The 13,635-nt window shown below is 62.8% G+C and carries 11 protein-coding genes; 8 read left to right on the top strand and 3 right to left on the bottom strand.

The window, feature by feature from the left end:
- Window positions 1-21: 21 nt before the first annotated feature.
- From nuoN to mtnK, 6 genes are all read left to right on the top strand, one after another.
- Window positions 22-1,458 (top strand): NADH-quinone oxidoreductase subunit NuoN, encoded by a 1,437-nt coding sequence (gene nuoN / locus P6U23_RS22185; protein ID WP_407174721.1) that lies wholly within the window; start codon window positions 22-24, stop codon window positions 1,456-1,458.
- Window positions 1,459-2,268 (top strand): biotin--[acetyl-CoA-carboxylase] ligase, encoded by an 810-nt coding sequence (locus P6U23_RS22180; RefSeq protein WP_407174720.1) that lies wholly within the window; start codon window positions 1,459-1,461, stop codon window positions 2,266-2,268.
- Window positions 2,268-3,932, top strand: a complete 1,665-nt coding sequence (locus P6U23_RS22175) for a ribonuclease J (protein WP_407174719.1) — start codon at window positions 2,268-2,270, stop codon at window positions 3,930-3,932. Before P6U23_RS22180 ends, P6U23_RS22175 begins: the two co-directional genes overlap by 1 nt.
- Window positions 3,933-4,024: 92 nt before the next feature.
- Entirely contained in the window at window positions 4,025-4,429 is a 405-nt protein-coding gene (mce, locus tag P6U23_RS22170) for a methylmalonyl-CoA epimerase (protein ID WP_407174718.1), read from the top strand.
- A 7-nt stretch (window positions 4,430-4,436) separates the two neighbouring features.
- The gene (locus P6U23_RS22165; RefSeq protein WP_407174717.1) at window positions 4,437-4,712 is read left to right on the top strand and encodes a DUF1467 family protein; all 276 of its coding nucleotides are present in this window, start codon (window positions 4,437-4,439) and stop codon (window positions 4,710-4,712) included.
- A gap of 49 nt (window positions 4,713-4,761) precedes the next feature.
- Entirely contained in the window at window positions 4,762-6,069 is a 1,308-nt protein-coding gene (gene mtnK / locus P6U23_RS22160; protein ID WP_407174716.1) for an S-methyl-5-thioribose kinase, read from the top strand.
- A 125-nt stretch (window positions 6,070-6,194) separates the two neighbouring features.
- Here mtnK and P6U23_RS22155 read toward each other — a convergent pair whose 3' ends face one another.
- The 3 genes from P6U23_RS22155 to P6U23_RS22145 are packed head-to-tail and all read right to left on the bottom strand — an operon-like array spanning window position 6,195 to window position 9,778.
- Window positions 6,195-7,232 (bottom strand): ABC transporter permease, encoded by a 1,038-nt coding sequence (locus tag P6U23_RS22155; protein ID WP_407174715.1) that lies wholly within the window; start codon window positions 7,230-7,232, stop codon window positions 6,195-6,197.
- A gap of 12 nt (window positions 7,233-7,244) precedes the next feature.
- A complete protein-coding gene (locus P6U23_RS22150; RefSeq protein ID WP_407174714.1) occupies window positions 7,245-8,747 on the bottom strand; it encodes a sugar ABC transporter ATP-binding protein in 1,503 nt (500 codons plus the stop codon).
- Between the two features lie 8 nt (window positions 8,748-8,755).
- Window positions 8,756-9,778 carry a sugar ABC transporter substrate-binding protein gene (locus tag P6U23_RS22145; protein ID WP_407174713.1) on the bottom strand — a complete coding sequence of 341 codons (1,023 nt, stop codon included), beginning with the start codon at window positions 9,776-9,778 and terminating at the stop codon, window positions 8,756-8,758.
- A gap of 875 nt (window positions 9,779-10,653) precedes the next feature.
- Between P6U23_RS22145 and P6U23_RS22140 the strand changes: the two genes are divergently transcribed.
- Window positions 10,654-11,025: a DUF2946 domain-containing protein gene (locus tag P6U23_RS22140; RefSeq protein WP_407174712.1), complete on the top strand. Its 372-nt coding sequence runs from the start codon at window positions 10,654-10,656 to the stop codon at window positions 11,023-11,025.
- A gap of 104 nt (window positions 11,026-11,129) precedes the next feature.
- Entirely contained in the window at window positions 11,130-13,601 is a 2,472-nt protein-coding gene (locus P6U23_RS22135) for a TonB-dependent receptor (protein ID WP_407174711.1), read from the top strand.
- Window positions 13,602-13,635 lie beyond the last annotated feature (34 nt).

The following is a 13,635-nucleotide window of genomic DNA, read 5'->3' as shown; positions in this document are numbered from 1 at the left end:
GGCAGGTTAGGATCAACCGCTATGAGCTTTGAGACTGCAGGTTACCAATTGCAGCCGGTTCTCCCCGAACTGGTGCTGGCCGCGGGGGGCATGGCGCTCCTGATGCTCGGCGCTTATCGGGGGCAGGGCACCACGAGGCTGGTGACGAGCCTTGCCGTGTGCCTTTTGGTCGTCGTCGGCATCCTCGAGCTGATGCTGCCCTCCGGCAAGCTCACGACCTTCGGCGGAAGCTTCATCGTCGACGATTTCGCGCGTTTCCTGAAGATTCTGGCGCTGATCGGCTCGGTCGTGACGCTGGTGCTCTCGGCCGAATTCCTCTCCGATCCGTCGCGGCGCATTTTCGAATATTCGATCCTGGTGGTGCTCTCCACCCTCGGCATGATGGTGCTGATCTCGGCCGGCGACCTGATCTCGCTCTATCTCGGGCTCGAGCTGATGTCGCTGGCGCTTTACGTGGTCGCCGCCAGCAACCGCGACAACGCCAAATCCACCGAGGCCGGCCTCAAATATTTTGTGCTCGGCGCGCTGTCCTCGGGCATGCTGCTCTATGGCGCATCGCTGATCTACGGCTTCACCGGCACGGTGAGCTTTGCCGGGCTTGCGGCCGCACTCAAGACCGGCACCGTCGGTGTCGCATTCGGCCTTGTTTTCCTGCTCGCCGGTCTTTGCTTCAAGGTCTCCGCCGTGCCGTTCCACATGTGGACGCCCGACGTCTACGAGGGGGCGCCGACGCCGGTTACCGCCTTCTTTGCTTCCGCACCGAAAGTGGCGGCGCTTGCGGTGTTCACCCGCATCACGCTCACGGCGTTCCCGGGTATTCTCGCCCAATGGCAGCAGATCGTGGTGTTCGTCTCCATCGCCTCCATGGCGCTGGGATCCTTCGCCGCGATCGGGCAGCGCAATATCAAGCGGCTGATGGCCTATTCCTCGATCGGCCATATGGGTTTTGCGCTGGTGGGCCTTGCCGCAGGCACGGTCGAGGGCGCCCAGGGCGTGCTGGTCTATATCGCGATTTATGTCGCCATGACGCTCGGTTCGTTCGCCATCATCATCGCGATCAAGCGCAATGGCCAGAGCTTCGAAGAGATCAGCGACTTTGCGGGCCTGTCGCGCACCAACCCGATGCTGGCCTTCTTCTTTGCCATGCTCCTGTTCTCGTTGGCGGGCATTCCGCCGCTCGCGGGCTTTTTCGCCAAATGGTACGTGTTCGTCGCGGCGATCAAGGCGGGGCTGTTCACGCTCTCGGTCATCGGCGTGCTCACCAGCGTGGTCGGCGCCTATTATTATCTGCTCATCGTCAAGGTGATGTATTTCGATGAGCCGCTGACCAGGCTCGATCCGGTGCGGCTCGAGTTGGGCACGGTGCTCGCGATCGCGGGCCTCTTCAATATCCTGTTCTTCGTCTATCCCGGACCGCTGGTTAGCGCTGCGACATCAGCGGCCAAATCGCTGTTCTAGATGTCATTCACGCTCGGCCCGCGCGCAAGCTCTGCAGGTTACCGGCTCGCTGCCTTCGATCAGATCGGTTCGACCAATGCGGAGGCGATGGTGCGTGCGCGCGAGGGCGAGCGCGGTCCGATGTGGTTCGTCACCTCCGAGCAGACCGCCGGCCGTGGCCGGCGGCTGCGCCCCTGGATCGCGCCGCGCGGCAATCTTGCAAGCAGCATCCTGGAGGTCTTGACCGTTACGCCGGCGGTGGCCGCGACCCTTGGTTTTGCGGCGGGGCTCGCACTGGAATCCGCGCTTGCCAAGCTGTGCGTCGAAGCGGCCCTGCGTTCGCCGGGTTCGGATAACCTGAAATTCTCGTTGAAATGGCCCAACGACGTCCTTGCCGGACGGCAAAAGCTCGCCGGCATTCTGCTGGAGGCCGAAGCGGTGACGGGCGGGCTCGCGGTCGTGGTTGGTATCGGCACCAATGTCGTGGCGGCGCCGACGGATACGCCGACGCCGGCGACCTCGCTTCGTTCGCTCGGGATCGATGTCAGCGCCGAAGAGCTGTTCGCCGCCCTCTCTGATGGCTGGGCCGAGTTTCGCGGGATCTGGGACGCTGGCCGGGGATTCCGTGAAATTCGCCGGCTCTGGCTTGAGCGGGCGGCCGGACTCGGGCAAGCGGTGGCGATCAAGTCCGGCGACGAAGCGATTGAGGGAACGTTCGACACGATCGACGAGCAAGGCTGTATGATCGTCCGGACCGCCAGTGGGGAATTGGTGCCGATCACGGCGGGTGACGTCTATTTTGGCTCGGCGGCCTCGGCGGGTGCCACCTGATGGCAGATGAACTGACCTTTGCGCCGCTCGGCGGCGTTGGCGAGATCGGCATGAACCTGTCGATTTATGGCCTCGGCAATCGCCACCAGCGGTCCTTTCTCGCGGTCGACCTTGGTGTCTCCTTTGGCGACGAAGAGCATTTGCCGGGCATCGACTTGATCATGCCCGACATCTCCTTCCTCGAAAAGGAGCGCCAGAACCTCGTCGGCCTGGTGCTGACGCATGCCCACGAGGACCATTTTGGCGCCATCATCGATCTTTGGCCGCGGCTGAAATGCCCGATCTATGCGACCAAGTTTAGCGCCGCGCTGTTCGAAGCCAAGTGCGCAGCCGAGCGCAACGCGCCCAAGATCCCGGTCACCGTGGTGCCATCGGGAGGCCGGGTCGACGTCGGGCCGTTCAATGTCGAGTTCATTCCGGTCGCGCATTCAATTCCGGAATCGCATGCGCTGGCGATCCATACCGAGGTCGGCACGGTGCTGCACACCGGCGACTGGAAGATCGATCCGACGCCGATCATCGGCCCGCCGACCGACGAGCGGCGCTTGCGCGAACTGGGCGATGCCGGCCTGCTTGCCTTGGTCGGGGATTCCACCAACGCGGTCCGCGAGGGCCGCTCGCCGTCGGAGACCGAGGTCGCAAAGACCATTGCCGAACTGGTGAAGGCCGCCCGCGGCCGTGTCGCGGTGACGACCTTTGCCTCGAACGTCGCCCGCATCAAGGCGGTGGCGGATGCGGCCAGGGCCGCGGAGCGCGAGGTGGTCGTCGTTGGCCGTGCCATGGCGCGCGTGGTGCAGGTGGCGCGCGAAACGGGCTATCTCGAGGGCGTGCAGGATTTCCGCAGCCCGGAATTCTATGGCCATTTTCCGCCGGATCGGGTGGTCGCGCTCTGTACCGGCAGCCAGGGCGAGCCGCGCGCGGCGCTGGCGCGGATCGCAAATGACGATCATCCCGAGATAACGCTCAACAAGGGTGACCGCCTCATCTTCTCCTCCCGCACCATTCCGGGCAACGAGAAGGCCGTTGGCGCCATCATCAACGGCCTGGTGATGCAGGGGGTCGAGGTCATAACCGACCGCACGCATCTGGTTCACGTCTCCGGGCACCCGCGTCGCGACGAGCTGCGGGACATGCTGGCCTGGACGCGGCCGCAAATTCTGATCCCCGTACATGGCGAGGCGCTGCATCTGTCCGAACACGCCCAGCTTGCACGCGCCGCCGGCGTTCCCAAGGTGCTGACCTGCCGCAATGGCGATCTGATCAAGCTCGGACCAGGCGCGCCCGGCGTCATCGACCAATTGCCGTCTGGCCGGCTCTACAAGGACGGCACCATCCTGGAGGACGCCAAGTCGCGCGCCGTGGTCGAGCGGCGGCGGATGGGATTTGCGGGGTGCGTTTTTGTGGCCATCGCCATGACCGAAAAAGGGGAGCTCGCCGACGATCCGGAGATTGATCTTGTCGGTATCCCCGAGAAGAATACGGCCGGCGAAACGTTCGACGACATCGTCTTCGACGTCGTGGTCTCGACGATCGAGGGCTTGCCGCGGCCCAGGCGGCGCGATCCGGATGCGCTGGCCGAGTCGGTGCGCAGGGCTGTTCGCGGCACGATCAACGAATATTGGGGCAAGAAGCCGCTCTGCCTCGTGCACGTTCTCGAGGTCTAGAGCATGATCCGGAAAAGTGCGTAGCGGTTTTCCGAAGAGATCATGCTCAATCCAAAGAGCCAACGCGCAAAAACAATAGAGGGAGGACTCGCATGCTCGGCCGGCTCAATCACGTGGCGATCGCGGTCAAGGATGCCGAGAAGGCCGCGAAGATCTACGGCGCAGCCTTCGGCGCCGACATCTCGAACGCCGTGCCGCTGCCCGAGCATGGCGTGATCACCGTATTCGTCACATTGCCCAATACCAAGATCGAGTTCATCCAGCCGCTCGGCGACAACTCGCCGATCGCGAAATTCCTCGAGCGCAACGCCGAGGGCGGCATCCATCACCTCTGCTATGAGGTACCCGATATCATCGCCTCCCGTGACACGCTGATCAAGGAAGGCGCGCGGGTGCTGGGAGACGGCGAGCCCAAGATCGGCGCGCATGGCAAGCCGGTCCTGTTCCTGCATCCGAAGGATTTTTCGGGCGCGCTGGTCGAGATCGAGCAGGCGTAGGCGCACGATGGCCTACACAATCTCGACCGCGTTTGCGATCTACTTCGTGATCTGGTGGGTCACGCTGTTTCTTACCCTGCCGTTCGGCGTGCGCAGTCAGCATGAGGACGGCGTGGGCGCGCCGGGCACCGACCCGGGCGCACCGATCGCAAGCCGCATGGGCATCAAGCTGATCTGGAATACGGTCATTTCGGCCGTGGTTTTCGGCCTCGGCATGCTCGCCTATGATGCAGGCTATCTTTCGATCGAGCGATTATCAAAGCTGATGGGCATGCCGTATTAGGCGGCGAGTTGAAGCGCTCGACCTAGCGACCGCACGGGAGGGAACGGTCATGACATTGCAAGAACGGCCGGTGCGCGAGTCCCGGCCAGGCCCGTACCGTGTCCTGCGCGAGGCTGACCTGCGGGACTATTTGGCGCAATTGCCTGATGTTGCAAGCCGGCTTGGAGGCACATCAGACGCCTGGTCGATCAGCGAGGTCGGCGACGGCAACCTCAATCTCGTCTTCATCGTCAGGGGCAGCGCGGGCGGTATCGCCGTCAAGCAGGCGCTCCCCTATGTGCGCCTGGTCGGCGAGAGCTGGCCGCTGCCGCTCTCGCGCGCGCATTATGAATATCTCGCGCTCACCCATCAGGCGCGGCTGGCGCCCGGTCTCGTGCCAGCGGTCCTGCATCACGATGAGGCGTTGGCGCTGACCGCAATGGATCTGCTCGAGCCCCATATCATCATGCGCAAGGGGCTGATCGCCGGCACGATCTATCCGCGCTTTGTCGAGGACATCACGACGTTCCTGGCGAGAACGCTGTTCTTCACCTCCGATCTTGCCGTTTCCGCGGCGCAGAAGAAGGAGGGGATCGCCGCGTTCGCCGGCAATCACGCGCTCTGCAAGATCACGGAAGACCTGATCTTCACCGATCCCTATCGCGAGGCGGAGCAGAACCGCTGGACCGCGCCCTGGCTCGACGAGATAGCCGCGCGCTTTCGCGAGGATCTCGATGCTCATGTCGCGATCTCGCGCCTCAAGCTCAAGTTCATGGGCCAGCCGCAAGCGTTGATCCACGGCGACCTCCACACGGGATCGATCATGGTGACGGAGACCGAGACGCGGGTGATCGATCCCGAGTTCGCGTTTTATGGCCCGATGGGCTTCGATATCGGTGCCGTGCTCGCCAATCTGATCATGGCCTATCTCGCCTCCGCCGGCCATGAGCGCAGCGCCGGCGAGCGGCGCACCTTCGAGGCCTGGCTGCTGCAGACGATTGAGCAGGTCTGGACCGAGGTCGCCCGCAAATTCGCGGAGCTGTGGCGCTGCGAGGCGCATGGGGACGGCTATCCGAAAGCGCTGTTTGCGGGCCTGACGGGCGAGGCGTGGCTGGAAGCCGAGCGGCAGCAATACGTGGAGCGGCTATTCCGTGACACTGTTGGCTTTGCCGCGGCAAAGATCATCCGCCGTATCCTCGGGCTTGCGCACAACATCGATTTCGAATGGATCGAGGACGCGCGTCTCCGTGCGGTTTGCGAGGCAAGAAGCCTGCATCTCGCACGGGCGATGCTGGTGGACACGGCATCATTCGCGACCATCGGCGACGTGACCAGGCGTGCCCGCCAGCTCCGCGACTGGCAGCCGGATTTTTGCTGAATAAGGGCCTAAGCAAACCGGCAGTCAATACCGTCATCCTGAGGTGCTCGCGTAAGCGAGCCTCGCGTCGGCACCTCAGGATGATGGGGAGCGACTGTGTGTGTGAATCGCTTCGAGCGCCTGAGCTACTCCGCCGCCTTTGCTCGCAGCCGCTGCGCGTAGACGTTGATCACGAGTGCCGCGAGCAGGATGAGGCCGCGGATCAATATCTTCAGGAAACTGTCGATGTTGACGTGATCTAGCCCGTTGTTGAGCACACCGAGCACGAACAGGCCGACGATGGTGTTGCCGATGCCGCCGCGGCCGCCGAACAGGCTGGTGCCGCCGACCACGACGGCGGCGATCGAGTCCAGCAGATAGGTGTCGAATTCATTCTGTTGGGCGCTGCCGAAATGCGCGACGCCGAGCATGCCGCCGATCCCTGAACAGACCGCCGCGATGACCATGACGCTGCCGAGGATCAGCTTGACATTGAGCCCGGAATATTCGGCCGCTTCGCGGTTGCCGCCGACCATGTAGACGTAGCGGCCAAAGCGCGTGTAGGTCAGCACGAGATGGCCGATAAGCAGCATCAATGCGGCGACGATGACGATCCAGGGAATGCCGCCAATCGAGGCCGAGCCGAGCGTCGCGATCAGGTCGGGCACCTTGTAGGCAATCTGTCCGCGCACCAGGAGCGCCGAGATGCCGGCTGCGATCTGCATCATGGCCAGCGTCATGATGAAGGAGGGAATACCGATCAGCGTCAGCCCGAGCGCGTTGACGAGGCCAAGTCCGGCACAGAGCGCAAGCGCGAGCAGGATCGCCGCCCAGCCGGGCAGGGGGATGTTGGCGATATTGACGTAGGATTCCTGCGCCGTGAAATAGGCGACCGCAATGCCGGTGACGTTGGCGATGCTGGCGATCGAGAGGTCGATTTCGGCGCAGAGGATGACGAAGGTCAGCCCAACCGCGATGATGCCGGTGACCGAGACCTGGGTCAGGATGTTGCCGACATTATCGATCGTCGCGAAAGAGGGGCTGGCGACCGCAAAGAATGCGGAGAGGAGGATCAGCGTCAGGAACGGCGCGATGTTGCGCATCTGCGAGCGCAGCAAGGCGGCAATCCTGCCGGAAGCTTTTCGGTGTTCGGCGTGGACCGCTGCGCTATCACTAGTGGCCATAAAGCCCCTCCATCAGGCCGCTTCCAACAGGCGATCCTTGCTGATCGCTTCATTGGCAAATTCGCGCACCACGGCGCCGCGCTTCAACACGATGATGCGATCGGCGAGCGAGAGCACGGTCTCGGGCTCGGTCGACAGCACGATGATGGCCAGCCCCTGTTCGCGCAAGCTCCTCACAATGTGGATGACGTCGTTCTTGGCCCCGACATCCATGCCGCGTGTCGGCTCGCAGAGCACGAGCAGGCGTGGCGGGAAGGTGAGCCACTTGGCCAGCGCGACCTTCTGCTGGTTGCCGCCGGAGAGCATGCCGAGATCGAGTTCGACCGCCGTGGGCCTGATCTGCAATTGTTCCACCTGGCGCATCGCGATTGCACGCTCACGCGCTGGCTTCAGCCATACGGATGAGATGCGATCGAGAATGCTGATCGAGACATTCTTGTAGACTGGTTCCTGGTGGAAGAGCATGGCGCGGCGGCTCTCGGGCACGAAGGCGACGCCGGCACGTCGCGCATCGGCCGTAGAGGCAAACGCCTTCGCCTTGCCCGCGACCTCGAGCGTCCCGCGGTCGGGTTTTAGCTTGCCAAACAGGATGCGCGCGAGCTCGATCTGGCCGCAGCCCATGAAGCCGTAGATGCCCAGCACCTCGCCGGCCCGCGCCTCGAAAGAGACTTCCCGCAGGCTGCGGTTGAGCGAAAGCCCGTTTGCCGCCAGCACCACCGGCTCCCGGCTTGCCGCGGGCAGAGCGACATCATGGGTATAGGTCTCCTCCAGAGCCTCGCGACCCTTACCGATCATGGCCTCGATCAACTCGGCTTTGGTGGTGGCGGCCGCAGCGGTCTCCGCCACCTTCCGGCCGTTGCGAAACACCGTCACCGTGTCGGAGATGTTCAGAATGTCCTCGATGAAATGCGAAATGAACACGATCGCGGTGCCGGCGTCGCGCAGCCGCCGCAAGGTCGCGAACAGGCGCTCGACTTCAGGCGGAGATAGTGCCGAGGTCGGTTCGTCCAGGATGATGATGCGCGCGCCCGAGAACAGCACGCGGGCGATCTCGATCAGTTGCTGCAGCCCGATCGGCAGATCGCCGAGCCGGGACATCGGATCAACGTGGATGCCGAAACGGGCGAGCTGCTCGCTGGCCTCGCGCGCCATGCGCCGCCACTGCACGAGCCCGAGGCGGTTGGTCGGCTGCACGCCGAAGAACACATTTTCGGCGACCGACAGATCGGGCGCGACGCTGAGTTCTTGATGCACCATCGCGATCCCGGCCGCGCGCGCGTCGCGGGTCGAACGGAAGCGGGTCTCGCCGCCGTCCAGCATGAAACGGCCGGAAAATTCCGGGTGCACGCCGGCGATGATCTTCATCAGCGTGCTCTTGCCGGCGCCGTTCTCGCCGACGAGACCGTGGATCTCGCCAGGATAAAGCGCAAAGTCGACCCCACGCAGAGCTTCGACGCCACCGAAGGCTTTCGTGATCTGCGTGAGTTCGAGGATGGGTGAGCGACCCTCCGACATCGGCAAGCTCAGATCAGGAAGTGATCCTCCATCCACTGCATGCCGGGGGCGTTGGCCTTGGTAACGACCGGGCCGTCGGTCACGACGTTCTTGGGGATGCCGCCCTGGCCGGTTTTCTCCCCCGCGACGACAGCGGCGACGCCCGCGACAATGGCGCCGCCATGGATACGGCAGGAGGGGTTGCGCACGGTGGCATACATCCGGCCGTCGCTCACCGCCTGGATTGCCGGCGGCATGGCGTCGACGCCGCCGATCAGGATGTTGGTGCGGTTGTGCGCCTTCATGATGTTGTAGGCGGCGAGCGCCATGTCGTCATTGTGGAAGAAGGCCGCGTCGATCTGTGGGTATTTTGTCAGATAGGTCTCCCAAAGACGCGCCGTCTTCGAGACGTCCCAATCCGCGGGCTGGGTGTCGAGCACCTCGATGTTCGGATACTGCTTGATGACCGAGTTGAAGCCCTTGGCGCGGCCCTGTGCGCCGGTATGGCCCAGCGCACCCTGGGTCATGATCATCTTGCCCTTGCCGCCGATGGCATTGACCAGCGCTTGCGTCACCGACGCGCCCATGAACTCGTTGTCGGGTGCGAGGAAGGCATGGACGTTGATCTGGTCCAGCGGCGCGATCAGCGTATCCATATCGATCACGGGAATGCCGGCATCGATCATCTTCTGCACGGGCTGGGTCAGCGTGCCGATGCCGAAGGCCTGGATCGCGACAAAATCCCATTTCTGCGAGGCCATGTTGTCGATGGCGGCGCGCTGCTTGACCGCGTCGAGCTGGCCGTCGAACCAGGTGACCTCGACATTGAACAGCTTGCCCCACCATTCCGCCGCCTGCTTGCCCTGCGCACACCAGGTGGCTTGCAGGCCGGCATTGGAGAATGCGGCCTTCAGCGGTTTCTCCGAACGGGTGACTTCGGCTGCCATGGCCGGGTTGACGCCCATCGCGCCCAACACTGCCGCGGCGGCCCCGGCGCCTGCCGCCTGAATAAGGTCTCGCCTGCTCGCTTTAGATTGATCCGTCTCGGACATTGCTCGCTCCCATGGTGCCTTTTTATGACCGCGGCATCTTGCTCGCGCCGCGATTGGAGGGGCAGTGTCTCACAATCGATTTGTTCCCGCTATGGGCAGTTCGGATGCATTCCCGACGAGGCGTTGTGCACCGCATTTGATCGAGCAATGCAGGAGCGGTGATAGGCAGCGACGCTGCGCGGGCTCGTCCAAAGGCTGCGGCGCCCTGCAATCGTAAAGGCGCCGGCGCTGATGGCTCGTCGTCGAGCGGTGATGCAGCACTTGCGCGCTTAAGCGCTCATCTTGCGCGATGCTTGGCTTCTTAGTGTGTCGGCGCAAGCGACAGATCGGTGCGGTGCTCGCAGTGATGTCGCGCGGAGCGGCCCATTCTCTACCGAAGGCACGCAGCAGCGCTGCCCCAAAAAAAGAGCAGGGCAGCGGGCCCTGCTCGAAAAATTGTGTCGACCCTTTGTACCCGCAAAATTTAGATTTGATCTTGCTGGCGGGACGACGCTGCTTCTGCGCGTCAGGGCTCCTCCCGAGACTTGGACCACCAGGCTTGGCTTGCGGCGTAGCCTGTAGTTGGATTCCTAGACTATCTTTACTGCCTTGTCATCATTTTCGGCAACGAATGTTCAAACTTCGAGCAGTTTTCGAAACGATTGGAAATTGCTCACCTGGGATCGCGTCCGTATGCACACCCATTTAGTCGAAGGTAATATAGTAGCATCGGCTGTGTCTGTAAAAGGCACGTCATTTCAGCGCGTTGCCACTGCTCAACCGGAGGCAGTCCGAATAATTCTGTGCGCGCAATTGACCGGCTGACCTCCGGGATCAACCTGATCTCGACTTGGAACTCTCGCGGTGATCAGGTAGTGCGTCAATCGGATTCCCTGATGCGGCGGCGCCTGCAAAAATTCCTTCCGGTCGTTCTGATCGCGCTGGCGGTGCAAGTCCTTGCACCGATTGCCGCCTGTTGGGCCGCCGCTCTCGCCGCGTCCGATCCGCTGCCGTTAGCAGAAATCTGTCACAGCATTGGCGATGCATCCGGGCAGGACGACCAGGGCGGACATCCTGCCCATGATGGTGCCTGCGCGATGTGTTGCCTGCTGCAGGCGAGCGGGTCCGTCGACGCGCCGCGGATGTTTACGGTGTGGACTCCCTATCGTCAGCCGACAGTCGTCGTCTGGCGTGAGCCAACGTCGGGCTTTTCAGCGCTCCGCACGGGCTCGAACGCGCAGGCGCGAGCGCCCCCGTCACTTTCCTGATCGCAGTTGAACGAACCCGCGTGGCCTCGTGCCGCGCCGGATGAGCCGTGTTCGCGGCCGGCGATTTTCGCCGCCGTGTCCGTCAGGAAGGATTTTAATTCAAGATGTCTCGTGTTCATGCCCTGGGTGGCATGAGCGTGGTCGCGGTGGAGTTGGCGCTATCGCTGGCGCCCGCCGCAAACGCTCAATCCAGCCAAAACGTGCTGCCGACCCTTGTCGTCCATGCGCCTCGCGCGGCGGAGCGCAGGAGCAAGCCACCAGCGGCCGTCGGACCGCGTGCGCAGAAGCCCGCCGCTGCGAGCTTGCCGCAGCAGGCCGCGGTGGTCTCGTCGACCATCGACGGCGGCGGTGTCAACGCGTCCTACGCGACGCCGCCCATCAAGGAACGCTACCAACTGCCGCAGCAGTCCTACAGCATCACGGCCAGGCAGATCGAGGAGACCATCAACCTCAAGGATCCCGAGGACGCCGTCAAATACATGCCGAGCCTGTTCGTCCGCAAGCGCAACGACGGCGACAATCAGGCGGTGCTGGCCACCCGCACCTGGGGTCTCAATTCCAGCGCACGGACGCTCATCTACTACGACGATCTGCTGATCTCGGCGCTCATCAACAACAACAACCAAAACGGCTCACCCCACTGGAACCTAATCTCTCCGGAGGCGATCCAGCGGATCGATGTCCTGAACGGACCGTTCGCGGCGGCCTATCCGGGAAACTCCATTGGGGGCGTGCTCTTGATCACCTCGAAAATGCCGGACAAGCCGTTCGCAACCGCCAAGGAAACGGTGTCGGTGATGCCGTGGAAGCAATACGGCACCAAGGACACCTATGTCACCAGCCAGACCAGCGCGGCCGCAGGCAATCGAAACGGCGCCTTGTCTTGGCTCGTCACCGCCAATTATCTCGATACTTACCAGCAGCCGCTGACCTATGTGACCAACGGCGCGATTCCAGCCGGGACGACCGGCGCCTTTCCGGCGCTCAACAAGCAGGGGCTGGCCGCCAATGTGGCGGGGGCAGGGACGCTTGCGCACTCGCAGCAGGCCTCGGGTAACGTCCGGCTTGCCTATGATTTTACGTCGACGGTCCAGGGGACGTATTCCCTTGGGGTCTGGAATAACGTTCAGACCTCAAATCCTCAGAGCTATTTGACGTCGACGGCGACAGGGTTGCCGACCTTCGCGGGCCTGTCCGCCTTTGCGAGCAACAAGTACACTTGGGAAGAGACGCATCTGAGCAACGCGGTGTCGCTGAAGAGCGACAGCAAAGGGGTGTTCGATTTCGATCTGTCGGCTTCGACCTACAACTACCTTCAGGATATCATGCTCAATCCGTTCACGGTGGCCGCGACCGGCGTCGGCTATTCGCTGAACGGCAAGATCACGCGCAATGACGGCACCAACTGGCAGAACGCGGATGCCAAGGCCATCTGGCGTCCTTACGGCTATGATGGGCCGCATGAGATCAGCTTCGGCCTTCACGGCGACCGCTACCGGCTCGAGAATCCGGTCTATGCGTCGACGGTCTGGACCACAACGTCGTCAACGGGCACGGGGGCGCTCTACTCGAACGGCGAGGGCGAGACGCGCACTGGCGCGCTCTGGGTCCAGGATGCCTGGAAGATCGTGCCCAATCTGAAGCTGACGCTGGGCGGGCGGCTGGAGAGCTGGGAGGCGCTGGACGGTCTCAACGTCAATACGATCACGACGTCCGCTGGCGCGATCACCAGGACATTTGCGACCAACCAACCGCAGCTCAATTCGACGAATTTCTCGCCGAAGGCCTCGCTGTCCTACGACCCCAATAAGGAATGGAATATCACCGCCAATTTCGGCGAAGCCTATCGTTATCCGACCGTGGCCGAGCTCTACCAGAACGTCAATTCGGGCGGAAACGTCTTTCTGCCCAATCCGCTTCTGCTGCCGGAGCAGGATTTCAGCGGCGAACTGAACATCGAACGCCACTGGGACGACGGCCGCGTGCGTCTGACGCTGTTCGGGGAGCGTACCAACAATGCGCTGATCTCGCAGACCAACACTGTCACCAACGCCAGCACCGGCGCGCAATCGCTGCAAACCTCCGTCAGCAATGTCGGGGCCATCCGCATGCAAGGCGTCGAACTGTCGGCGGACAAGAACAACGTGCTGATCGCGGGGCTGCAGGTGTTCGGCAGCGTGACCTATGTCGATTCCCGCATCCTGTCGGATCCGACCTGGGCGGGCACCAATCCGCTGACGGGTCTTCCCGACACGGTCGTCGGCAAGCGGGTGCCCTATGTGCCGGACTGGCGGGCCCGGTTAGGAGTTACCTATCGGCCCAACGATAGCTGGGCCTATACGGTGGCTGCGCGCTACAGCGGCAAGCAATATTCGACGCTCGACAACACGGACATCATCCCACACGTCTACGGCGCCTTCGACAATTACTTCGTCGTGGACATGAAGATCCACTACGCCGCGGCCAGGAATTTCTCGTTCGATTTCGGCATCGATAACCTGTTCGATGAGCAGTATTTCCTGTTCCATCCCTTCCCCGGACGGACCTATGTGCTCGCGGCCAAATACACCTTCTGAAGGACATCTCATGAGATTTATGTCACGCGAAGGC

This window comes from Bradyrhizobium sp. STM 3562 (genome assembly GCF_045571435.1).
Classification (GTDB): Bacteria; Pseudomonadota; Alphaproteobacteria; order Rhizobiales; family Xanthobacteraceae; genus Bradyrhizobium.
This window is presented reverse-complemented; position numbering and strand designations above follow the sequence as displayed.

Bases quoted from the DNA above. Each gene is read 5' to 3' on its own strand.
- nuoN (WP_407174721.1), top strand. From the start codon at position 22: ATGAGCTTTGAGACTGCAGGTTACCAATTGCAGCCGGTTCTCCCCGAA.
- P6U23_RS22180 (WP_407174720.1), top strand. From the start codon at position 1,459: ATGTCATTCACGCTCGGCCCGCGCGCAAGCTCTGCAGGTTACCGGCTC.
- P6U23_RS22175 (WP_407174719.1), top strand. From the start codon at position 2,268: ATGGCAGATGAACTGACCTTTGCGCCGCTCGGCGGCGTTGGCGAGATC.
- mce (WP_407174718.1), top strand. From the start codon at position 4,025: ATGCTCGGCCGGCTCAATCACGTGGCGATCGCGGTCAAGGATGCCGAG.
- P6U23_RS22165 (WP_407174717.1), top strand. From the start codon at position 4,437: ATGGCCTACACAATCTCGACCGCGTTTGCGATCTACTTCGTGATCTGG.
- mtnK (WP_407174716.1), top strand. From the start codon at position 4,762: ATGACATTGCAAGAACGGCCGGTGCGCGAGTCCCGGCCAGGCCCGTAC.
- P6U23_RS22155 (WP_407174715.1), bottom strand. From the start codon at position 7,232: ATGGCCACTAGTGATAGCGCAGCGGTCCACGCCGAACACCGAAAAGCT.
- P6U23_RS22150 (WP_407174714.1), bottom strand. From the start codon at position 8,747: ATGTCGGAGGGTCGCTCACCCATCCTCGAACTCACGCAGATCACGAAA.
- P6U23_RS22145 (WP_407174713.1), bottom strand. From the start codon at position 9,778: ATGTCCGAGACGGATCAATCTAAAGCGAGCAGGCGAGACCTTATTCAG.
- P6U23_RS22140 (WP_407174712.1), top strand. From the start codon at position 10,654: ATGCGGCGGCGCCTGCAAAAATTCCTTCCGGTCGTTCTGATCGCGCTG.
- P6U23_RS22135 (WP_407174711.1), top strand. From the start codon at position 11,130: ATGTCTCGTGTTCATGCCCTGGGTGGCATGAGCGTGGTCGCGGTGGAG.